Below are 20,931 nucleotides of genomic sequence, written 5' to 3'. Positions count from 1 at the left end.
TATCGCCATGAATACTGCGTACAGATTTACGACTTTTACCATTGCGAGAGTTACCGGTATTTTTACCGATAGCATCATGTTTGGCATAACCAAGATGTTGCTCCATCTCAGCTTCAAGGGCACGCTCAGCAAGCTTTTTAGTTAACTGCTTAAGGATACCTTGCTCACCAAGCAGGTCTTCAGGGGATCTGTAATCAGCTAATAACTGATCGATAAGCTGGTCTGATACTGGCATTCTTTATTCCTTTCAAATACATGGGTAGAATGCCACTTACACAGATTTTTTTATACTCTCGTTTCCAGGGCTGCCCGTGCTGACTTGAAAAATATAGCAGCATACACACAGAATACATGGGGTGCAGAACAGCGTAAAACTTATCTTAAAGGTTTGGATACAGCATTTCATTTTTTGGCTAAAAATCCTCATGGCGGAACCCGGTGTGACTACATTGTCTCGGGGCTGAGAAAACACCGCCATGAAAGCCACACAATTTTTTATGAAAACAGACCCGATTGTATTTTTATAGTTCGTGTCCTTCATAAGAGCATGGATGCCGAGTCGAAGTTTATAAACCCATAACTCACCGTTAACGGGCGAGCGTAGTTTGCGAGTCCGTGACAGCGCTGTTTGCTGGCACATGCGTTAAACGGCTTGTTATAAGGTGGCTTACTCCTAACATTAATAGCATTTTTTATTGTTATCCGTTTTAATGTCTTTAATTATACCTTTTGAATTAACTATAAAATAGACGGGGCAAAACCTGTACGGGAACACGTATTTTTTATAGCCGTTTTCCAATATTGAAACCTGCTTATTCCCCGGGTAGTTACTTCTATCTACATTTCCAATTTCGCTTACTTTAATACATTCAGAGATCGGTCTTCCAACCCAACCTTTAATATGGTCCTCAAAAGGTGCTACCTGCCCCTAAAGAACATCCACCACCGCATTTTCATGTTTATTATGGTGAGTATAGGGCAACGGTAGACATTTTAGAATGCGAGGTTTTGCAGGGTAAACCTCCTGCTAAGCAAACTAAACTGGTATTGGCTTGGGCGGAACTGCACCAGGAAGAATTGATGGCGGACTGGCTATTAGTGATGAATGGCGAAGAACCGTTTAAAATAAAGCCATTGCAATAAGAGGTTGAATCATGTTTCCGGCAGTAACACGGGTAACCGCATTGGAAAATTATCAATTAGCAATCGAATTTGCTAATGGTGAACATGGCATTCTGGATATGAAACCCTATCTGGACTTTGGCGTATTTAAACGCTTACATGAGCCTTCAGCGTTTAATCAGGTATTTGTGTCCTTTGACACCGTAGAGTGGCGCGCTGGGGTTGATCTGGCGCCTGAGTTTGTTTACCGCCATTGCCAACGTAACCAGCAGCATACTGAATTGCTGGCAAATAGCTAAGGTTAAAGTATCTAAAAAAATAGGGCGCGAAAGCGCCCTAACAATTTAAGCATTTCCCACAATATTTTCAGAAACAATCACCCGGCACGCGGACAAAACCTTCCATAAGGACCCGGGCGCTGCGGCTCATTATGGCTTTGGTCACCGTCCACTGGCCGTCAACTTGCTCAGCGGCAGCACCAACCCGCAAGGTGCCTGATGGGTGGCCAAAGCGCACGGCTTCCCGCGCTGTGCCACCTGCTGCCAGGTTTACCAGGGTGCCGGGTATTGCCGCCGCGGTACCAATAGCAACCGCAGCGGTACCCATCATGGCATGGTGCAGTTTACCCATCGATAAAGCCCGCACTAACAAGTCAATCTCGCTGGCATTCACCGGCTTGGCGCTGGATGAAACATAGCTTTGTGCTGGTGCGACAAAGGCTACTTTGGGCGTATGCGCCCGCGCTGCAGCCTCGCTGATATCGCTGATCAGGCCCATTTTTACTGCACCGTAAGCCCGAATGGTTTCAAAGCGCGCCAGCGCAGCAGCGTCGCTGTTAATGGCGTCCTGCAGTTCGGTGCCGGTGTAACCGATATCGGCCGCGTTAACGAAAATGGTCGGAATACCGGCGTTAATCAGGGTAGCTTTAAAAGTACCAATACCCGGCACTTCTAAATCGTCTACCACATTGCCGGTCGGGAACATCGCGCCACCACCCTCGCCAGCATCGGCGGCCGGGTTTAGAAACTCTATTGCCACTTCGGCGGCCGGAAAGGTAACCCCATCTAATTCAAAGTCGCCAGTTTCCTGCACTTCGCCGTTCGTTACCGGTACATGGGCAATAATGGTTTTGCTGATATTCGCCTGCCAAATCCGCACCGTGCATATGCCGTTTTGTGGGATACGATCCTTTGCTACCAGGCCGTTGCTGATGGCAAAGGAGCCAACGGCAGCGGTTAAGTTGCCACAGTTACCGCTCCAGTCGATAAAAGGTTTATCGATGGCAACCTGGCCAAACAGGTAGTCGACATCGTGATCGGCCTTACTGCTTTTGCTTAAAATAACGGTTTTGCTGGTGCTCGACGTTGCGCCGCCCATACCGTCGGTATGTTTACCGTATGGGTCGGGGCTGCCGATTACCCGCAGCAGCAGGTTGTCACGCGCCTGGCCAGGTACCTGAGCGTTGGCTGGTAAGTCGTCAAGTTTAAAAAACACCCCTTTGCTGGTGCCGCCACGCATATAGGTAGCGGGGATTTTTATCTGTGGAGCTGTCATCATACCGCGCCCTGTAAAAAGTCCTGAGCAAAGCGCTGCAATACACCGCCTGCTTCATATATCGACAACTCTTCACCCGTATCCAGGCGGCAGGTTACCGGCACCTGCAAGGTTTCACCATCACGCCGGTGAATAACCAGAGTAAGCTCGGCCCTTGGCTTGCGCTCGCCGGTGACATCATAAACTTCAGTGCCATCCAGCTTAAGCGTTTCACGGGTAGTGCCAGGCTTAAACTCCAGCGGCAATACCCCCATACCAATTAAATTGGTACGGTGAATACGCTCAAAGCCCTCAGCGGCAATCGCCTCAACCCCGGCTAAGCGCACACCTTTGGCTGCCCAGTCACGCGATGAGCCCTGGCCGTAATCGGCACCGGCAATAATAATCAGCGGCTGCTTGCGCTGCATGTAGGTTTCAATCGCCTCCCACATCCGGGTCACTTTACCTTCCGGTTCCAGCCGGGTTAATGAGCCCTGCTGCACTTTGCCATCAACCACTGCCATTTCGTTGATCAGCTTAGGGTTAGCAAAGGTTGCCCGCTGCGCCGTTAAATGGTCGCCGCGGTGGGTGGCGTAAGAATTAAAATCTTCTTCCGGCAAGCCCATTTTATGCAGGTACTCGCCAGCCGCACTGTCGAGCATAATGGCATTCGACGGTGACAAATGATCAGTAGTAATGTTATCACCCAGCACCGCCAGTGGCCGCATACCGGTTAAGCTGCGCTCACCGGCAATGGCGCCCTCTCCCTCTGTCGCCCAGTAAGGCGGGCGACGAATATAAGTGCTTTGTGGCCGCCAGTCATACAATGGCGATACTTTGTCACCGTAATCAACATCAACCGCAAACATCGGCTCGTACACGCGGCGGAACTGCTCAGGCTTAACGCTTTTTGCCACTACCGCATCAATTTCAGCATCATCCGGCCAGATATCTTTTAAAGTAATGGCATTGCCTTTGTCGTCATAACCTAAGATATCTTTTTCAATATCAAAGCGGATAGTACCGGCAATAGCATAGGCCACTACTAAGGCTGGCGAGGCCAAAAATGCCTGCTTGGCATAAGGATGAATACGACCATCGAAGTTACGGTTACCCGATAACACCGCTGTGGCGTATAAATCACGTTCAATCACTTCTTGCTGGATCACCGGGTCCAGCGCGCCACTCATGCCGTTACAGGTAGTACAGGCAAACCCGACAATCCCAAAGCCCAGCTGCTCCAGCTCAGATAGTAAATTGCCCTCTTCCAGATACAGCTGCACAGCTTTTGAGCCAGGCGCAAGTGAGGTTTTCACCCACGGCTTGCGGGTTAAACCTTTGGCATTGGCGTTACGGGCCAGCAAGCCAGCGGCAATAACATTGCGCGGGTTAGAGGTATTGGTGCAGCTGGTAATGGCAGCGATGATCACCGCGCCATCGGGCATTTTGCCTTCTTCCAGCACATACTTACCGGCAATACCGCGCGCCGCTAAATCGCTGGTGGCCAGCCTTGCATGCGGGTTCGATGGCCCGGCCATGGTGCGGCCAACACTGGATAAATCAAAGGTCAGTACCCGCTCGTATTCTGCTGTGGTTAAGCTGTCTGCCCACAACCCTGCGGTTTTGGCATAAGTTTCAACCAGCTGTACCTGCTTTGCTTCACGGCCGGTCAGGGTTAAATAATCAAGCGTTTGTTGGTCAATGTAAAACATCGCTGCGGTGGCACCGTATTCCGGCGTCATGTTGGATATAGTTGCCCGATCCCCCAAACTTAAGCTGCCGGCACCTGCACCGTAAAACTCCAGATAACTGGAAACCACTTTTTGCTTGCGTAAAAACTCGGTCAGCGCCAGCACAATGTCGGTGGCCATAATGCCAGGCTGCGCTTTACCGGTCAGCTCTACCCCAATAATATCGGGCAGGCGCATCCAGCTGGCACGGCCCAGCATCACGCTTTCGGCCTCTAAACCACCAACACCAATCGCAATCACCCCTAAGGCGTCAACATGCGGGGTGTGGCTGTCGGTACCTACCAGGGTATCAGGGAAGGCGACGCCATCCAGAGAGTGAATTACCGGCGACATCCGCTCTAAATTAATCTGGTGCATAATGCCGTTACCTGGTGGGATAACATCAACATTCTTAAAGGCTTTTTTGGTCCAGTTTATAAAGTGGAAGCGATCGTCATTGCGCCGGTCTTCAATAGCACGGTTCTTATCAAAGGCATCCGCCTCAAAGCCGGCATGTTCAACCGCCAGTGAGTGATCGACAATTAACTGGGTTGGCACCACCGGGTTTACTTTGGCCGGGTCGCCACCTTGTTCAGCTATCGCATCACGCAGGCCGGCCAAATCGACCAACGCAGTCTGGCCTAAAATATCATGGCAGACCACCCGCGCCGGGTACCACGGAAAGTCGAGATCGCGCTTGCGGTAGATAAATTGTTTTAATGAATCAGTAAGGGTTGCCTTGTCACAGCGGCGTACCAGGTTTTCGGCAAATACCCGTGAGGTATAAGGCAGTTTGGCGTAAGCGCCGGGTTCAATGGCATCGACGGCGGCCTGAGTATCAAAATACTCCAGGTTGGTGCCGGGCAGTTTTTTACGATATTCGCTGTTCATTGTAGTTACCTGTATTTCTTGTGTGTGCCGGCGAGTGGGCGTAAAGCTCAAACCGGCTTGACCACGCCGATTTGGCTTTATTACCTTATGCGTAACCTATGTTTTGGCTGCAGCAATGCGAGGTTGGAACCCCGTTAGCACAGCCACAGAGTGTCTGAGCCCTGCCGCAGGCAACGGGCGAGTTGCTGTGGCGAGCATGGCGGGTGTTGCAACCGATCAGTTGCCCCATCCGCGAACACCTGGTAATTAATTAACGCTCGCCAATAGGTTTGACCGCACGTGGCTCAACACCAACATAGTCAGCACTTGGCCGGATGATCCGGTTATCAGCACGCTGCTCCATCACATGGGCTGCCCAGCCGGTTAAGCGGCTGCAAACAAAAATCGGGGTAAACAGCTTGGTTGGAATACCCATGTAGTTGTAGGCCGAGGCATGGAAAAAGTCAGCGTTACAAAATAGCTTCTTCTCACGCCACATTACCGCTTCGCAGCGCTCAGATACATCATATAAACGCGTGTCGCCGTTAGCCTTAGCTAACTTTTCTGACCAGGCTTTAATAACTGCATTACGTGGGTCTGACTCAGAATACACCGCATGGCCAAAGCCCATAATTTTTTCTTTACGCTCCAGCATCCCCAGCAGCTTCTGCTCTGCATCTTCCGGATCTTTCATATTCTCAATCAGTTCCATCGCGGCTTCATTAGCGCCGCCGTGCAACGGACCTCGCAGGGAACCAATAGCACCGGTAATGCACGAGTGCATATCGCTAAGGGTAGAAGCACATACCCGGGCGGTAAAGGTAGAGGCATTAAATTCATGCTCAGCATATAAAATCAGTGACGATTCCATTACCTCAGTATGCAGCGCCGTAGGTTTAACGCCGTGCAGGGTCCATAAAAACTGTTCTGCGGTAGAGTTGGCATCGGTTTCTACCTCAATCCGCTTATTATGATGGCTGTAGTTGTACCAGTAATTCACCATGCCCGGAAACAGCGCCAGCATCCGGTCGGTAATATCCTGCTGCTCGGCAAAGCGTTGTTCTGTTTCCAGATTACCCAGCATTGAGCAACCGGTTCGCATCACATCCATTGGATGGGCCGATGCCGGGATCCGCTCCAGCACATCTTTTAATGCCTGCGGCAAAGCCCGCATGTTTTTCAGCTTGGTTTTATACTGAGCCAGTTCGCTCTTATTCGGCAGTTCACCCTTTAATATTAAAAACGCCACTTCATCAAATTCGCAGTTTGCCGCTAAATCTTTTACATCGTAACCCCGGTACGTTAAACCTGAGCCGGTTTTACCAACGGTTGATAACGCTGTTTTGCCAGCGACCTGGCCACGTAAGCCTGCACCTGATAGTTGTTTTGCATTTGCCATTTCTTGCTCCAATTCTTTAGTAATTCGTTTTAAATTGCGTCTGGTTAAATAACTGCGGTGGCTTACTTGTTTTTGCCATCAGTAAACAGCGCATCCAGTTTTTGCTCAAAGCTGTGATAATTTAAAAAGTCATACAATTCTGCACGGGTTTGCATGGTTTCCAGCACCGCTTTCTGATCACCGTTGGCCAGAATAGACTGGTACACATTCAGCGCCGCTTTATTCATGGCCCGGAATGCACTTAGCGGGTACAACACCATCGCCACCCCGACACTGGCCAGCTCGGCTTTATTAAATAGCGGTGTCTGACCAAATTCGGTGATATTTGCCAGCACAGGTATTTTTAATGCATTGGTAAAGGCCTGATATTGCTCCAGGGTATGCACAGCCTCAGCAAAAATAGCGTCGGCACCAGCCGCTTCACAGGCTAGCGCTCTTTCCAGCGCGGCATCAACACCCTGCTGCGCCAGGGCATCGGTGCGGGCCATAATAAAAAAGCTTTCATCATCGCGGGCATCAACACTGGCTTTTACCCGGTCAACCATTTCATCTAAGCTGACAATTTCTTTATTGGGCCGGTGGCCACAACGTTTCTGTGCCACCTGATCTTCAATATGAAACCCCGCCGCGCCGGCCCGGCTCATTTCCTTAACCGTACGGGCAATGTTAAACGCCCCGCCCCAGCCGGTATCAGCATCAACTAACAGTGGCACACTGGTGGCAGCGGTAATGCGGCGGATATCTTCACAAACATCATTCAGAGATGTCATGCCAAGGTCTGGCAAGCCAAAAGACGCATTAGCAACACCAGCGCCAGACAGGTAAATAGCCTGATGGCCACAACGTTCGGCCATCATTGCCGTATAAGCGTTAATGGTGCCAACAATCTGTAACGGTTGGTTTGCAGTTATAGCAGCGCGGAATTTAGCGCCAGCGGTAAGTGTGTTAGCCATATCAGGTTCCCATTTGTTGAAGTTGTAATTCGATATTCCGACGCGATGCCGCGATATGGCGACGCATCAGTAAGTCAGCCAGCTCACCGTCTCGGTTGGCAATGGCATTAATAATAGCTTTATGCTCGTCAAACGCACGGGAAACCCGTGGTCCGTTCATGCCCAGCTGGACCCGGTACATTCGTACCAGGTAGTATAGCTCGTCACATAATATGTTGATTAAATAACTGTTTTTACTGCCAAGGATCACCCGGTAATGAAAATCCAGATCGCCGGCTTCCTGATAATAACTTTCACCCTCGCGTACCCGTTGCGACGATAAATGCTGATCCAGCAACTGGCGTACTTCGGTGATTTCAGCGTCGGTCATATGCTCGGCAGCCAGTTTACAGGCTAACCCTTCCAGGTTTTCCCGCAGCTGATACAGCGCCAGTAAGCCTGTTGTCGACAACGTTACCACCCTGGCACCAGCATTAGGGATCCGTTCAATCAAATGACAACGTTCCAGCCGGGCTAAGGCTTCACGCAGTGGCGCCCGGCTTAAATCGAAACGCCGCGCCAGTTCGGGTTCACTTATTTTGCTGCCAGCAGCAATATCACCTTCAACAATAGCGCGCTGAATTTCCTGCAATACCCTATCGGCAGCAGTAACTGGTTGACGCAAAGCAGGATGAGCTTGATGCATAGATTGTCGACATAAATATTTAATGTGCCCTTTTTAAGCTTGTTAAGTGGCTATGTCAAGCCATTAAAAGGTAGATTGTCGACAATATGCGCCTAAAGTAGTAGACGGTTTGACAATGGCCGGCATTATTCCGCCTTCGTACTCCCGCTTTAATTACATTTAGCAAGATTATTTTTTAGACTTTTTGATTATTAATAAATGACAATTAACTAATTACAGTTATAAACAATACTTGCACCTAAATAAGGACAAAGACTGCAATTACGCGATGCTGCGGCACAAAAGCGGGGATAAGCTGGGTATAACCTGAACAGAAACGGTGGGTAACTTTAGCAAAAAAGGGTAATTCAGGGCTTAGTGGCAACAGGCAAAAATGGATTAGCTTTACTACACTTACCTTTACCTTACTTGCAACAATTTCTCGATAGCGCACGGCTCATTCCCTATGAGCCATTCCCCTAGGCCCAGAACAATTCGGATTGGTTCTGGGCTTCTTTTATCTGCAATCTCCTGCCATCCAATCAACCATGTAACACTTTAAAATCAATAGCTTGAAGTCGCCTTGCACAGTGGAAACAACCGATAAAAATTAGCGGTAGTCTGCTCTGCCAGACTAGCCACGCTAATGCCGCGCAGCTCGCTGATAGCATCGGCTACTGCAGTAACATAAGCAGGTTGATTAGTTTTACCCCGGTAAGGCACGGGTGCCAGATAGGGTGAGTCGGTTTCAATCAACAGCCGATCCAGTGGTAATTTTTTCACCACCGCGCGCAGCTCGTCGGCATTACGAAAGGTCATAATGCCGGAAATAGAAATATAAAAACCTAAATCGAGCGCCGCTTTTGCCATCTCGTAACTTTCAGTAAAGCAATGCAGCACCCCGCCCGCTTGTTCGGCCTGATGCGACTTTAGTAAGGCGATGGTGTCAGTACGAGCGTCACGGGTATGGACAATAAGAGGTTTTTTAACCTGACGCGCAACCTCAATATGGCTGACAAACGCCTGTTGCTGAGCCAGTTTAGACTCTGGTGCATAAAAATAGTCAAGACCAGTCTCCCCGACGGCCACAACTTGCGGTTGCTGGCATAAATTAAGTAACTGCTCCGGATCGACGGTACCCGTCTGATGCAGCGGATGTTCGCCGCAAGAAACTGACACTTGCGGATAAGCAGCCACGGTAGCCGCCATATCGGCAAACTCAGCCAGGCTGACGGAGACACACAGCATATGTTCAACCCGGCGTTCAAGCGCTGCATCGATAACCTGAGTCAGGCTCAGACCCAGCTTATCAAGCTCTAACCTGTCCAGATGACAATGAGAATCTACAAACAAAACAACCTCTGAATAAAACGATTACATGGTATAGGTAGGATCGGTGCTGTTTTGCATACCGCCAATCAGCTTTTCAATTTTGCCGGATAAATTTGCTTTATCATCAATAAAAGCCACGCCAATACCGGCCGGGTTAGCGCTTTGTGAGCCATGTGGCGCCACCCAGGCAACTTTGCCGGTCACTACCATCGGTTCCAGCGCGTCAGGCAGGGTGACGCTCAATGCCAGTGACTGCCCCATCTTATATTGCCGGGCAGAGCGGATAAACAAACCACCATTTTTAAAAAAGGGCATGTAACAGCGGTATAATTCTTTATTATCGCTAAAGCCCAGGGTCAGCTCTTCCATTTTGCCTCCTGATGTTGCAACAAGGATTTTAATTCAGTTAATAAGCCGGTTAACGCCAACGCACTATTTTGCCCTATTATCCGGGTCGCGTCACGACACCAACGCTGATATGCCGCTAAAACAGCCTGTTGTCGTAAAAAGTCCAGTGGCTGAACCAGCCGCTGCCGTAAATAATAGCCCAGCATACCACTTAATTCTGTTTTGCCATCCAGCTGTTTCACTACACTGGCCAGCTGCAGCTGGCCGCCAAAATACTGATCCAGCAACGCCAGCATGGCGCCAAGCTCATCAGCTGTTTCATCAGTCAGCAATTTAAGCGCCTTTAAAGGTGCGCCCTGACAGTAATCGAGTAAAAACGCCGGCGGTACTTTATTGGTTTGCTGACTTAGCCATTGTGTTATGTCAGCTGAATTACCGGCATTTAATTGCCATTGCTGACAGCGGCTGCGAATAGTGGCTGACAGCTGTGAATAATTACTGGTCACCACTATAATAAAGCAGCCTGGCGGCGGTTCTTCCAGCGTTTTTAACAGCGCATTGGCGGCAGCTTCTGTCATCGTATCAGCGAGCGGGATAATGACTACCCGGTAGCCATGCTGTTGGGCTGAACCATGGGTAAAATTATTCAGCTGGCGGATAGCATCCACCCCGATATGTTGGGTATCACTGCGTAATACCAGTAAATCAGCATGGTTGCCTGCCCGGCGCAACAAACAGCTTTTACACTCTTCACAGGCTCCCGCAGGCTGGCGGTTTTTGCACAGTAACGCCGCAGCGAGCGCCTCAGCCAGTGTGCCTTTACCAATGCCAGCGGTGCCACTTAATACCAGAGCATGGGCCAGATGGCCGTTGCTAATCAGGGCCTGCATCTGCTTAAACTGAGGGCGTAACCACGGATACAGCTCAGCCATCTGCCTGGCCGCTAAAATAGTCATTTAATGCGCTAACAATAGCCTGCTGCACCGCGGCCAGCGGTTGGCTGGCATCAATACTGACTATATCTGGCTCGGTTGCTGCTATCTGCAGGTATTTTTGCCGGGTTCTGACAAAGAACGCCAGTTGCTCCTGCTCAATCCGATCCAACTCGCCACGGGCCGCCGCCCGGCTCAGGCCCACTGCCGGGTCGATATCCAGATAAAGGGTCAGATCCGGCCGGGTATTACCCAGCACGGTGCTGCGCAGGTTATTAATAAGCAGCTCATCTAACTGGCGGCCGCCTCCCTGATAAGCGCGGGACGACATATCATGCCGGTCAGCCAGCACCCAGTCACCGCGGCTCAGCGCAGGCCGGATCACGTTAGTCAGTAACTGTACCCGCGCCGCGTACATCAGCAGCAACTCCGTTTCCGGCGCCAATTGCTCATTATTATCTATCTGTTTTACCAGGGTACGCAGCTGTTCAGCCAGCGGTGTGCCACCAGGCTCACGGGTGCATACCACCTGTATCTGATGTTGCTGCAGCCAGTTACGGATAGTGGCAATAGCACTGCTCTTACCGGCACCTTCCAGCCCTTCCACCACGATAAAGCGGCCGGGCTTAATCATCATTTTTTCCCAAAATATACTTCCTTACCGCGGCATTGTGTTGTTGCAGTGTTTCTGAAAACACATGAGCACCATCACCACGGCTGACAAAATAAAAATAATCACTGACATCAGGCTGCGCTGCTGCCTGCAATGCACTGGCTCCAACCAGCGAAATAGGGCCTGGTGGTAAGCCATGATGCCGGTAGGTATTGTACGGGTGCGGATTACGTAAATCAGCATAGGTTATCCGGCCACTGTAGTCCGTTAAGCCATAAATAACCGTTGGATCGGTTTGCAGTCGCATATTGCTGTTTAAGCGGTTAACAAACACCGAACTGACCAGCGGCTTTTCAGCCAATAAGCCGCTCTCTTTCTCGATTAACGAAGCCATAATTAGCAGCTGGTAGCGGTTTTGTAACGGCAGCTCACTCTGGCGTTGTTGCCAGGCCTGATCGAGCTGGCGCAGCAATGCTTGCTGAGCGCGGGTTACCAGTTCACTGGCCGTGCTGTTAGCCGTGTAAAAATAGGTGTCAGCAAATAATAAACCTTCCGGATGCTGCGGCTTTGCGCCCCAGTCGGCAGGCCAGTTCAACAGCTCCGTGATCTGGCTGCTATCGCTGATATCCTGTTGTAAATACTCAGCTTGCTGCAACCGCGACAACGCCTGCTGCACTGTTTCTCCATCAATAAAAGTCAGGCTGAACTGAGCCACCTGGCCACTGGCAAACAAGCGCAGCAACGACAATACTGTCGGTGCCTGCGGGGTCTGGTAAGTGCCTTGCCTTACTTTAGCTAACTCAGGCTGCCACTTCAGATACAGCCGCAGTAACTGACAGTCATAGGCTTTAAGCTGGCCCTCTGCCAGCCACTGCTGACAAAGGCCTCTGACACTGCTACCCGCTGGCAAGGTAAAATAAGGCTCAGCCAGTTGCACCGGCCGCTGCTCCAGTTGTTTCACGCCGTAGTTCAGTAATAGCGCCAGAGCAACAGCAGCAAGTAGCAGCAACAATACCAATTTTTTTATCATAAAATCCCGTTACACCAGCTTTTGGCCAGCGCCAGATCAAGCGCCTGGTTATTATAAGACTGCACCGGCACCATTCCCATCAGAGCATTGGTCAGCACCATCGCATCAACGTCATTCAGTTCAGGTAATTGCCAGTTAACCTCGCTAATATCAGGGTGCAGAGTTAACAACTGGCTACGCATCACGCCGGCGACACCAGCCCGGCTTAACTCCGGGGTATACCAACGCCCCGCCCGATGCAGAAACAGGTTAGCGGCTATCGCCTCAGTGATAAAGCCCTGTTGATCGCATACAAGTAAATCGTCTGCCTGTCTTGCGGTCGCCTCTTGCTTTAACAATACCTGTTCCAGCCTGTTACAGTGTTTTAAACCCGCCAGCGCTGGTTGCACCGCCAGCCGCAGTTCAGCCAGCGCTAAATTTACACCTTGCTGTTGCCAGCGGCTGTAATCCGGCAAAGGACTATCACTGATAAAAATACTGGCGGGCGCTATACCTGCCGGGCTGTAGCCACGATGACCTTCCCCACGGGAAATCTGAACTTTTAATACGGCATTGGTTAGTTGCTTAGCGGCTATAGTGTCTGCCACGGCGTTGCTCAGCAGGCTCCAGTCAGTAATGTCAATTGCCAGCCGCCGGGCACTATGCTGTAAACGGGCCAGATGTAACGGCCAGAGCAGTGGTTTACCGCTGCTTACCCGCACCGTGCTGAAAAAGCCGTCACCGTATAAAAAACAGCGATCATTAATACTGATAGTGTTGGTCACGTGGCTGAATAACAACAAGGAAATAAGGCCGAGTATGCCTTAAATTGCAGATAAAACAAAGGCTGCCGCAGCAGCCTTTGTCAAACTAAGGCGAAGATTAAACCCGCTTAAACAGGATGGAACCGTTGGTACCACCAAAACCAAAGGAGTTACACAGCGCATACTCCAGCTTAGCCTGGCGGGCGGTATGTGGTACATAATCCAGATCGCAGCCATCACTGGGGTTATCCAGATTAATGGTTGGCGTTACCAGCTGATCCTGCAAAGACAATACGGTAATAATCGATTCGACTGAGCCTGCTGCACCTAATAAATGCCCCATCATTGATTTTGATGAGCTGACCATTAAATTAGCCGGCTTAGCGCCAAATATCGATTTAATTGCCATAGTTTCCGCAATATCGCCAGCCGGCGTTGAAGTACCATGGGCATTGATATATTGCACCTGCTCCGGGTTTACCCCGGCGTCGTGCAAGGCGTTTTTCATTGCCAGGGCGGCACCGGTGCCACTTTCCGGCGGTGAGGTCATATGGTAAGCATCACCACTCATGCCAAAGCCAACCAGCTCAGCATAAATTTTGGCACCACGGGCTTTGGCATGTTCGTACTCTTCGACTACCATCACACCGGCACCGTCGCCCAGCACAAAACCGTCCCGGTCTTTATCCCACGGCCGGCTGGCTTGTTCAGGCGCATCATTGCGGGTCGATAATGCTCTAGCTGCACCAAAACCGCCCATACCAAGCGGCGTAGAAGCTTTTTCAGCTCCACCGGCTATCATGGCATCAGCATCACCGTAGGCAATCATCCGTGCGGCCTGGCCAATATTATGCACGCCTGTGGTACAGGCAGTAACAATACTGATATTCGGGCCCTGCAAGCCAAGGCTGATTGACAGCTGACCAGCAATCATATTGATAATGGTTGAGGGTACAAAAAACGGAGACAAGCGTTTGGGGCCGCTGTTGATTAATTTAGTGTGATTTTCTTCAATTAATCCCAGACCACCAATGCCTGAACCTATAGCAGCACCAATACGCGGTGCATTCTGCTCGGTGATTTCCAGGCCAGAATCGCGAAAGGCCTGAATACCAGCAGCGACACCATACTGGATAAACAAGTCCATTTTCTTGGCGTCTTTCGCCGGGAAATAGGGTTCTATATCAAAGTTTTTAACCAGACCCGCAAACTTCGTAGTGTAAGCACTGGTGTCAAAATGCTCAATAAAACCAATACCACTTTCGGCCTGCTGCAAAGCCTGCCAGCTACTGGATACGTCATTGCCCACTGGCGTTAACATTCCCAGACCGGTCACTACCACACGACGTTTTGCCATCGTGTCCTCCGTCTTAGCAAATTATATCTGTCTTGAAACGAAAACGGGTAGCTTAGCTACCCGTTTTACAAGCTTTGCGCTTACTCAGCGTGGGCTTTAATGTAATCAATCGCCGACTGTACAGTAGTGATTTTCTCAGCTTCTTCGTCAGGGATTTCAGTATCGAATTCTTCTTCTAACGCCATTACCAGCTCAACAGTATCCAGTGAGTCGGCACCCAGGTCATCAACAAAAGACGCTTCATTTTTTACTTCGTCTTCTTTAACACCCAGTTGCTCAATGATAATTTTTTTAACGCGTTCTTCGATGTTGCTCATCTTTTCTTCCTTTTTCTCATATAAATCGCAACAATTCGTGCAATTTTGTGTGGCGCTAGTTTATGCGTAAGCTGCAACTGTTGCAAGCGTGCTTTCCAGCATTTTTTGCTGGTCAAACCTGCTTTGCTTACTGCATATACATTCCGCCGTTAACGTGAATTGTTTCACCGGTAATGTAAGCTGCCGGTGCTGAAACCAGAAAAGCTACTGTTGCTGCAATTTCTTCTGGTTGACCCAGCCGATTGGCCGGAACCTGAGAAAATATTGCTTCTTTTTGCTCATCAGACAGCTCTTTGGTCATATCTGTGTCAATAAAACCCGGCGCTACGGCATTAACCGTAATACCGCGCGACGCCACTTCGCGCGCCAAAGACTTAGTAAAACCCAGTACTCCGGCTTTGGCTGCTGCATAATTAGTTTGACCCGCATTACCCATTGAGCCAACAACAGAGCCGATAGTAACAATACGACCATAACGTTTTTTCATCATACTGCGCAACACCGCCTTACTCAGGCGGAACACTGATGTCAGATTCGTCTGGATGATGTCAAACCACTCGTCATCTTTCATCCGCATCAGTAAATTATCGCGGGTAATACCGGCATTATTAATCAAAATATCAATTTCGCCAAACTGGTTTTTAATTTCGGCTAAACATTGTTCAATAGATTCGGCGTCAGTGACGTTTAATACCAGACCCTGGCCTTTATCTGCCAGATAAGCCGAGATAGCTGCCGCGCCTTTCTCGGTCGTTGCTGTGCCAACCACTGTAGCACCCAGTGTGGCTAATTGCTCAGCAATAGCGCGGCCAATACCACGACTGGCGCCGGTTACCAGCGCAACTTTGCCTTCTAATGAGAGTAAGTTTGTCATTGTTATTCCTGTGTTAGCTGGGTTAATGCAGACTGTAACGTTGCCTGATCATTAACTGAACTGCTATTAAGATTTTTATCAATACGTTTTATCAGCCCGCTAAGCACTTTGCCGGCACCCAGCTCAATGACATCAGTGACGCCATTGCTTGCCAGCCACTCAATGGTTTCCGTCCAGCGTACCGGGCTGTATAACTGACGCACCAGCGCATCTTTTATTGCGGCGCTGTCAGTAGCAACACTCACATCAACGTTGTTTACCACCGGCAATTGCGGCGCATTAAAATTGAGCGCCGCTAAATCAGTGGACAACTGCTCAGCGGCCGGGCGCATCAGCGCACAATGTGATGGCACGCTTACCGGTAATGGCAAGGCACGTTTAGCGCCTGCCGCTTTACAAAGTTCACCGGCCCGCTCAACTGCGGCTTTATGGCCAGCGATCACCACCTGGCCCGGAGAATTGTAGTTAACCGGCGCCACCACTTCACCCTGCGCTGCCTCAGCACAGGCTTTAGCGATCAGCGTATCATCAAGACCGATTATCGCCGACATCCCACCTACCCCTGCCGGCACAGCTTGCTGCATATAATTGCCACGTTGTTCAACCAGCTTAACCGCGGCGCCCAAACTTAGTACATCAGCACACACCAGCGCTGAATATTCGCCCAGTGAATGGCCAGCCAGATAAGCCGGAGCAGCGCCCCCCTGCTGTCGCCACAACCGCCAGATTGCTACCGACGCGGTGAGTAAAGCAGGCTGAGTACGGTGCGTTTCGTTTAAATCGGCTTCAGGGCCATTAGCCACCAACGCCCATAAATCGTACCCCAATGCGGCAGATGCCTCAGCAAAGGTCGTTTTAACGATGTCATGCTGGTACAGCTCGTTTAGCATACCAACACTTTGTGAACCCTGTCCGGGGAATACGATTGCAAGTTTTTGAGTCATTATTTGTCCTGCACTTTAAAACAATGGTGTTAAATCTATTTTGAAAAATCAATATCTTACCAGGGCAGAGGCCCAGGCAAAACCACCACCAAAGGCTTCCAGCAATAAAGTCTGGCCGCGTTTAATCCGACCATCCCGGATAGCCTCATCCAACGCTGTTGGCACTGTCGCAGCAGAGGTATTACCATAGCGATCAAGGTTAATTACTACCTGATCCATCGACATATCAAGCTTGCGGGCGACGGCAGAAATAATCCGTAAATTGGCCTGATGCGGTACCAGCCAGTCAATTTCTGATTTATCCATATTATTGGCACTGAGGGTTTGTTCAACCACCTGGGATAACTTAGTCACGGCCACTTTAAAGACGTCGTTGCCTTTCATGCTGCCCCAGGAGTTATGTACTGAGTTTTCATCACCGCGAATTGGGTTATCGACATACAATAATTCTGAATACTTGCCGTCGGCATGAATATGGGTAGATAAAATACCCGGCTGCTCAGATGCCTCCAGCAACACAGCACCGGCTGCATCACCGAATAAAATCACCATAGAACGGTCTTCCGGGCTGATTAGCTGCGATAAACAATCAGAGCCAATCACCAGAATACGTTTAGCAATACCGGTTTTAATATACTGATCTGCTACACTTAAGCCATAGCAAAAGCCGGCACAGGCGGCGGCAATATCAAAGGCGGGAATGGCAGGAATCGCTAATTCACGCTGAATTTCACAAGCCGCGCTTGGTAAAGCACGGGCAGCGCTGGTTGTCGCGCAGATAATCATATCTATGCTGTTTTTATCAATACCCGCCGCGTCGATAGCTTGCAGGGCTGCCTGAGCGCCCATAGTAGCAACAGATTCGTCAGCGCCGATAATCCGCCGCTCTTTTATACCCGTTCGCTCGATAATCCATTCATCGGTGGTTTCCACCATGGTTTCTAAATCAGAGTTGGTGCGAACTTGTGACGGGAAATAACTCCCGGTGCCAATAATGCGTGAATACATGCGAACCTATGCTTTATCAATTAATACGTGTTCCAGCCGATCTTTAATTTTGGCAGGCACCTGGCGTTCCACCTCGCGCACTGCTTGTCGGATGGCACTTAAAAATGCGTCTTTTGTCGCATTTCCATGACTTTTCACTACAATTCCGCGCAATCCTATCAGACTTGCCCCGTTATAGTGGTCGGGGTTCACCCCCTGATAAAGACTTTTTATAAAAGGTTTCAGTAACCAGCCAAAAAACTGGGCACTGACTTTTTGGCGTAAACTGGTTTCAAACCGCCGTAAAATGAGCTTGGCCACGCCCTCACAGGTTTTTAATGCGACATTGCCGACAAAGCCATCGCAAACTATCACATCAGCTTTGCCGGAAAAAATATCATCACCTTCAATATAACCAATGTAATTAATGTCATTGCAACTGGTTAGTAACTGGGAGGCACGCTTAATCTGATCAGAGCCTTTTATTTCTTCTTCGCCCATATTCAGCAGCGCTACTTTTGGATTGCGGATGGCAACGACTTCTTCAGCCATTACTGCACCCATTACCGCGAACTGAAACAAGGTATCAGCATCACAATTTACCGTAGCGCCTAAATCCAGCATATACACCGGGTTACCTTTGCAACTGGGTAAACCACTGATTAAAGCCGGTCGTTCCACACCATTGAGCATTTTCAACACGTAATGGGCCATCGCAATCAGTGCTCCGGTATTGCCGGCACTGACACAAGCCTGCACTTCGCCCTGCTCGACCAGGTCAAGAGCCCGGCGCATTGATGACTCACGCTTATTGCGAAGGGCAACGGACGGCTTATCAGCCATACCAACGTCATTACTGCTGGCAACCAGGCTAAGCTGTGGATGAGGAAAACTGTTGTGAAAACTGAGTTGTTGTTGCAACAGATCAATGTCGCCACACAATACAAGGTTTAACTGGGGAAATTCAGCAATCGCTGCCAGGGCGGCAGGAATAGTAGTAAGGGGGCCATGGTCGCCCCCCATCATATCTAAAGCAAGCTTAATCTTAATTGGCTGCACCAGGTGCATCCAGACTTACTTTACTTTACGGCCTTTATAGAAACCATCGGCAGTAATGTGGTGACGACGGTGCGTTTCACCAGTAGTTGAGTCAACTGACAGCGTAGGGCCAGTTAACGCATCGTGAGAACGGCGCATGTCACGACGTGCACGAGATTTTTTGTTTTGCTGAACAGCCATTGTTTTTCTCCTAAATCACTTTTTTTTCAGTTCTTGCAGTATGGCAAAGGGGTTTGGTTTTTCTGGTTCTGGCCCTATGTCTCCGAAACTCATCGCATCAGCGCTGACATTGCAAGCTGCTGCATCATGCATCGGAAACAGTGGTAATGCCAGAATAAGTTCATCCTCAACCAACTGCCGTAAATTTATTTCGCCGTGCTCGTCGCGAACAATAACATCGTAACACTCTGGTATTAATGCCAAAGCGGCGTCATCATCGCCGTTGACCGGTGTATAAACAAATTTGCTGTCTAACGCCAGCGTCATTGGTTCGCCACAACGCTCACAACATACGGTTACCTGACAAACCGCCCCGCCGTTTAATACAGCAAGGCCTTGTTCATCGGTTGCGCATTCAATTCTTACTGCTACTTCACCTTGTTTTTCAACCAGGCTTTCAGTTAACCGGGTTAAGGTTTGCAGCGGCACTATGCCGTCGAAAATCGACCGCTTTTGGGCAGCTTTAACCGGGTCAAGCGTAACAGGTATTTTCAGTTTTTGCATAAGGCGCGCATCATATAGAACCCAACCCCCGCTGTCAAAGGGTTCCCACAGTTTTTTCAGCTTTTTATCAGCAGCCGCGAAACCATACTTTGTGAAAGGCCAACTGAGTTGGCATAATAACCTTTTTTCGGCCTTTTACCGGAGTTCTAATGGCTCAGACCAGCTTGCCGCCACTGTATCTCGCATCCACTTCGCCTTACCGGCGGCAACTACTTGCAAAACTAACACCGAACTTTATTGCTGTTAAACCTGAAACCGATGAAACCCCCAAGCCTGCAGAAGACGCTAGTACTTTGGTGCAGCGGCTGGCAAGGGCTAAAGCACAGGCTGTGGCGGCAACATTAAAAGAGGGCCTGGTTATAGGCTCTGATCAGGTAGCCGTATTCAATGGCCAGATAATCGGTAAGCCGCATACCCGCGACAATGCTATTGTCCAACTAACTCAGTTCAGTGGCCACAATGTCACTTTTTTAACCGGCCTGGCTCTGCTGAACGCAGCAACCGGCAACTGTCAGCTAACGGTAGAACCTTTTACGGTCTGCTTCCGGCACCTGACTGAAGCTGAAATTATTGCTTACGTTGAACGGGAGCAACCATTGGATTGCGCCGGCAGCTTTAAAAGTGAAGGGCTGGGCATCAGCTTGTTCAGCGCCTTACGCGGCGACGACCCAAACAGCCTGATTGGCCTGCCGTTGATCAAATTGCTGCATTTATTGCGCAATGAAGGTGTCAACCTGTTAACGACACCTTAAATATGGGCTAGTAACGCCGGTAAGTCGTCAATAATGGCTTTAGGCTGAAACTGCCTTAAAACCTCGGCTCCATGCACACCATGGGTCACCCCTACCCGCGGCATCGCAATCGCCTGGGCCATTTTCATATCATGGCTGGTATCACCTACCATCATGGCACTGACAGGTGACACTCCCAGTTGCTGACTTATTTGTAACAGCATATCGGGGTGCGGTTTTGACTGGGCTTCATCGGCGCAGCGACTGGTAACAAAATAGTGACCAAGCCCGGTTTCAGCAAACATTCTGTCAAGGCCCTTTCTGGCTTTGCCGGTCGCCACTGCCAGCAGAATATTTTGCTCAGCCAGGGTTTTTAACACCTGTTCAGCACCATTAAATAATGGCGTTGGTGTAGTGTCGTAAATAGTGTAATGATCGCGGTAATGCTCAAATAACTGGCTGCGCTGCGCCTGATCCGTGTCCGGAAACAATACAGCAAACGCCGGATCAAGACTTAAGCCGATAATCTGCTTAACTGCATGACTGGTCGGTACCACTAAACCGGTTAAACCGGCAGCCGCCTGCATCGATGAGACAATACGGCCTATCGAGTCCATCACCGTGCCATCCCAATCAAAAATAACTAGCTTTACTTCTGCCATATAACTCT

At 49.7% G+C, this 20,931-nt stretch carries 24 protein-coding genes and 1 pseudogene; 4 read left to right on the top strand and 21 right to left on the bottom strand.

Annotation, left to right across the window (positions count from 1 at the left end):
- A partial coding sequence (locus H141_RS0107500; protein ID WP_019675637.1) for a transposase occupies nt 1–235 on the bottom strand: 235 nt, incomplete at its 3' end.
- A 72-nt stretch (nt 236–307) separates the two neighbouring features.
- On the opposite strand from H141_RS0107500, the pseudogene H141_RS21115 reads away from it, so the two are divergent.
- The 3 genes and pseudogenes from H141_RS21115 to H141_RS0107490 all read left to right on the top strand — a co-directional run.
- Nucleotides 308–580 (top strand): annotated as a pseudogene (locus H141_RS21115) (type II toxin-antitoxin system RelE/ParE family toxin); the annotation flags it as partial.
- A 335-nt stretch (nt 581–915) separates the two neighbouring features.
- A complete protein-coding gene (locus tag H141_RS0107495; protein ID WP_019675636.1) occupies nt 916–1,143 on the top strand; it encodes a DUF4160 domain-containing protein in 228 nt (75 codons plus the stop codon).
- A gap of 11 nt (nt 1,144–1,154) precedes the next feature.
- Nucleotides 1,155–1,421 carry a DUF2442 domain-containing protein gene (locus H141_RS0107490; protein ID WP_019675635.1) on the top strand — a complete coding sequence of 89 codons (267 nt, stop codon included), beginning with the start codon at nt 1,155–1,157 and terminating at the stop codon, nt 1,419–1,421.
- A 67-nt stretch (nt 1,422–1,488) separates the two neighbouring features.
- On the opposite strand, the gene prpF is transcribed toward H141_RS0107490, so the two are convergent.
- From prpF to yceD, 19 genes are all read right to left on the bottom strand, one after another.
- Entirely contained in the window at nt 1,489–2,679 is a 1,191-nt protein-coding gene (gene prpF, locus H141_RS0107485; protein WP_026349303.1) for a 2-methylaconitate cis-trans isomerase PrpF, read from the bottom strand.
- Entirely contained in the window at nt 2,676–5,276 is a 2,601-nt protein-coding gene (gene acnD, locus H141_RS0107480; RefSeq protein WP_019675633.1) for a Fe/S-dependent 2-methylisocitrate dehydratase AcnD, read from the bottom strand. Before acnD ends, prpF begins: the two co-directional genes overlap by 4 nt.
- Nucleotides 5,277–5,526: 250 nt before the next feature.
- Nucleotides 5,527–6,654, bottom strand: a complete 1,128-nt coding sequence (gene prpC, locus H141_RS0107475) for a bifunctional 2-methylcitrate synthase/citrate synthase (protein ID WP_019675632.1) — start codon at nt 6,652–6,654, stop codon at nt 5,527–5,529.
- Nucleotides 6,655–6,716: 62 nt separating this feature from the next.
- A complete protein-coding gene (gene prpB / locus H141_RS0107470; protein ID WP_019675631.1) occupies nt 6,717–7,607 on the bottom strand; it encodes a methylisocitrate lyase in 891 nt (296 codons plus the stop codon).
- 1 nt (nt 7,608) lies between these two features.
- On the bottom strand, nt 7,609–8,292 hold the full coding sequence (locus H141_RS0107465) for a GntR family transcriptional regulator (RefSeq protein ID WP_019675630.1): 684 nt from the start codon (nt 8,290–8,292) through the stop codon (nt 7,609–7,611).
- A 543-nt stretch (nt 8,293–8,835) separates the two neighbouring features.
- Nucleotides 8,836–9,624, bottom strand: a complete 789-nt coding sequence (locus H141_RS0107460; RefSeq protein WP_019675629.1) for a TatD family hydrolase — start codon at nt 9,622–9,624, stop codon at nt 8,836–8,838.
- Nucleotides 9,625–9,645: 21 nt separating this feature from the next.
- Nucleotides 9,646–9,972: a PilZ domain-containing protein gene (locus H141_RS0107455; RefSeq protein ID WP_019675628.1), complete on the bottom strand. Its 327-nt coding sequence runs from the start codon at nt 9,970–9,972 to the stop codon at nt 9,646–9,648.
- Complete coding sequence (holB, locus tag H141_RS0107450; protein WP_019675627.1) at nt 9,960–10,907, bottom strand: DNA polymerase III subunit delta'; 948 nt, start codon at nt 10,905–10,907, stop codon at nt 9,960–9,962. Before holB ends, H141_RS0107455 begins: the two co-directional genes overlap by 13 nt.
- Nucleotides 10,876–11,520 (bottom strand): dTMP kinase, encoded by a 645-nt coding sequence (gene tmk, locus H141_RS0107445; RefSeq protein ID WP_019675626.1) that lies wholly within the window; start codon nt 11,518–11,520, stop codon nt 10,876–10,878. The genes holB and tmk overlap by 32 nt, the downstream gene beginning before the upstream one ends.
- On the bottom strand, nt 11,510–12,526 hold the full coding sequence (mltG, locus tag H141_RS0107440) for an endolytic transglycosylase MltG (protein WP_019675625.1): 1,017 nt from the start codon (nt 12,524–12,526) through the stop codon (nt 11,510–11,512). The genes tmk and mltG overlap by 11 nt, the downstream gene beginning before the upstream one ends.
- Nucleotides 12,523–13,290: an aminodeoxychorismate lyase gene (pabC, locus tag H141_RS0107435; protein WP_019675624.1), complete on the bottom strand. Its 768-nt coding sequence runs from the start codon at nt 13,288–13,290 to the stop codon at nt 12,523–12,525. Before pabC ends, mltG begins: the two co-directional genes overlap by 4 nt.
- 97 nt (nt 13,291–13,387) lie before the next feature.
- Complete coding sequence (gene fabF / locus H141_RS0107430) at nt 13,388–14,626, bottom strand: beta-ketoacyl-ACP synthase II (protein WP_019675623.1); 1,239 nt, start codon at nt 14,624–14,626, stop codon at nt 13,388–13,390.
- 80 nt (nt 14,627–14,706) lie between these two features.
- The gene (gene acpP, locus H141_RS0107425; RefSeq protein ID WP_008223041.1) at nt 14,707–14,943 is read right to left on the bottom strand and encodes an acyl carrier protein; all 237 of its coding nucleotides are present in this window, start codon (nt 14,941–14,943) and stop codon (nt 14,707–14,709) included.
- A 127-nt stretch (nt 14,944–15,070) separates the two neighbouring features.
- Entirely contained in the window at nt 15,071–15,817 is a 747-nt protein-coding gene (gene fabG / locus H141_RS0107420; RefSeq protein ID WP_019675622.1) for a 3-oxoacyl-ACP reductase FabG, read from the bottom strand.
- 2 nt (nt 15,818–15,819) lie between these two features.
- On the bottom strand, nt 15,820–16,761 hold the full coding sequence (gene fabD, locus H141_RS0107415; RefSeq protein ID WP_019675621.1) for an ACP S-malonyltransferase: 942 nt from the start codon (nt 16,759–16,761) through the stop codon (nt 15,820–15,822).
- A gap of 48 nt (nt 16,762–16,809) precedes the next feature.
- Complete coding sequence (locus H141_RS0107410; protein WP_019675620.1) at nt 16,810–17,769, bottom strand: beta-ketoacyl-ACP synthase III; 960 nt, start codon at nt 17,767–17,769, stop codon at nt 16,810–16,812.
- Nucleotides 17,770–17,775: 6 nt separating this feature from the next.
- A complete protein-coding gene (plsX, locus tag H141_RS0107405; RefSeq protein ID WP_019675619.1) occupies nt 17,776–18,816 on the bottom strand; it encodes a phosphate acyltransferase PlsX in 1,041 nt (346 codons plus the stop codon).
- Nucleotides 18,817–18,822: 6 nt separating this feature from the next.
- Nucleotides 18,823–18,987 (bottom strand): 50S ribosomal protein L32, encoded by a 165-nt coding sequence (rpmF, locus tag H141_RS0107400; protein ID WP_019675618.1) that lies wholly within the window; start codon nt 18,985–18,987, stop codon nt 18,823–18,825.
- Nucleotides 18,988–19,002: 15 nt separating this feature from the next.
- Nucleotides 19,003–19,530, bottom strand: a complete 528-nt coding sequence (gene yceD, locus H141_RS0107395; RefSeq protein ID WP_019675617.1) for a 23S rRNA accumulation protein YceD — start codon at nt 19,528–19,530, stop codon at nt 19,003–19,005.
- Between the two features lie 149 nt (nt 19,531–19,679).
- Here yceD and H141_RS0107390 point away from each other — a divergent pair, with 149 nt between their 5' ends.
- Nucleotides 19,680–20,282 (top strand): Maf family protein, encoded by a 603-nt coding sequence (locus tag H141_RS0107390; protein ID WP_019675616.1) that lies wholly within the window; start codon nt 19,680–19,682, stop codon nt 20,280–20,282.
- Here H141_RS0107390 and H141_RS0107385 read toward each other — a convergent pair.
- A complete protein-coding gene (locus H141_RS0107385; RefSeq protein WP_019675615.1) occupies nt 20,279–20,923 on the bottom strand; it encodes an HAD-IA family hydrolase in 645 nt (214 codons plus the stop codon). The genes H141_RS0107390 and H141_RS0107385 overlap by 4 nt on opposite strands.
- Nucleotides 20,924–20,931: the final 8 nt, after the last annotated feature.

The organism is Arsukibacterium perlucidum DSM 18276, assembly GCF_000382165.1.
GTDB classification, from domain to species: domain Bacteria; phylum Pseudomonadota; class Gammaproteobacteria; order Enterobacterales; family Alteromonadaceae; genus Alishewanella; species Alishewanella perlucidum.
Note: the sequence above shows the minus strand (reverse complement) of the source record. Positions and strands in the feature narration are given on the sequence as shown.

What these genes read in the sequence shown, in the direction of transcription:
- H141_RS0107410 (WP_019675620.1), bottom strand. Translation starts at nt 17,769, where the DNA reads ATGTATTCACGCATTATTGGCACCGGGAGTTATTTCCCGTCACAAGTT.
- prpB (WP_019675631.1), bottom strand. Translation starts at nt 7,607, where the DNA reads ATGGCTAACACACTTACCGCTGGCGCTAAATTCCGCGCTGCTATAACT.
- rpmF (WP_019675618.1), bottom strand. Translation starts at nt 18,987, where the DNA reads ATGGCTGTTCAGCAAAACAAAAAATCTCGTGCACGTCGTGACATGCGC.
- fabF (WP_019675623.1), bottom strand. Translation starts at nt 14,626, where the DNA reads ATGGCAAAACGTCGTGTGGTAGTGACCGGTCTGGGAATGTTAACGCCA.
- tmk (WP_019675626.1), bottom strand. Translation starts at nt 11,520, where the DNA reads ATGATGATTAAGCCCGGCCGCTTTATCGTGGTGGAAGGGCTGGAAGGT.
- H141_RS0107455 (WP_019675628.1), bottom strand. Translation starts at nt 9,972, where the DNA reads ATGGAAGAGCTGACCCTGGGCTTTAGCGATAATAAAGAATTATACCGC.
- acpP (WP_008223041.1), bottom strand. Translation starts at nt 14,943, where the DNA reads ATGAGCAACATCGAAGAACGCGTTAAAAAAATTATCATTGAGCAACTG.
- fabD (WP_019675621.1), bottom strand. Translation starts at nt 16,761, where the DNA reads ATGACTCAAAAACTTGCAATCGTATTCCCCGGACAGGGTTCACAAAGT.
- plsX (WP_019675619.1), bottom strand. Translation starts at nt 18,816, where the DNA reads ATGCACCTGGTGCAGCCAATTAAGATTAAGCTTGCTTTAGATATGATG.
- H141_RS0107390 (WP_019675616.1), top strand. Translation starts at nt 19,680, where the DNA reads ATGGCTCAGACCAGCTTGCCGCCACTGTATCTCGCATCCACTTCGCCT.
- fabG (WP_019675622.1), bottom strand. Translation starts at nt 15,817, where the DNA reads ATGACAAACTTACTCTCATTAGAAGGCAAAGTTGCGCTGGTAACCGGC.
- holB (WP_019675627.1), bottom strand. Translation starts at nt 10,907, where the DNA reads ATGACTATTTTAGCGGCCAGGCAGATGGCTGAGCTGTATCCGTGGTTA.
- acnD (WP_019675633.1), bottom strand. Translation starts at nt 5,276, where the DNA reads ATGAACAGCGAATATCGTAAAAAACTGCCCGGCACCAACCTGGAGTAT.
- prpC (WP_019675632.1), bottom strand. Translation starts at nt 6,654, where the DNA reads ATGGCAAATGCAAAACAACTATCAGGTGCAGGCTTACGTGGCCAGGTC.
- yceD (WP_019675617.1), bottom strand. Translation starts at nt 19,530, where the DNA reads ATGCAAAAACTGAAAATACCTGTTACGCTTGACCCGGTTAAAGCTGCC.
- prpF (WP_026349303.1), bottom strand. Translation starts at nt 2,679, where the DNA reads ATGATGACAGCTCCACAGATAAAAATCCCCGCTACCTATATGCGTGGC.
- mltG (WP_019675625.1), bottom strand. Translation starts at nt 12,526, where the DNA reads ATGATAAAAAAATTGGTATTGTTGCTGCTACTTGCTGCTGTTGCTCTG.
- H141_RS0107385 (WP_019675615.1), bottom strand. Translation starts at nt 20,923, where the DNA reads ATGGCAGAAGTAAAGCTAGTTATTTTTGATTGGGATGGCACGGTGATG.
- H141_RS0107490 (WP_019675635.1), top strand. Translation starts at nt 1,155, where the DNA reads ATGTTTCCGGCAGTAACACGGGTAACCGCATTGGAAAATTATCAATTA.
- H141_RS0107465 (WP_019675630.1), bottom strand. Translation starts at nt 8,292, where the DNA reads ATGCATCAAGCTCATCCTGCTTTGCGTCAACCAGTTACTGCTGCCGAT.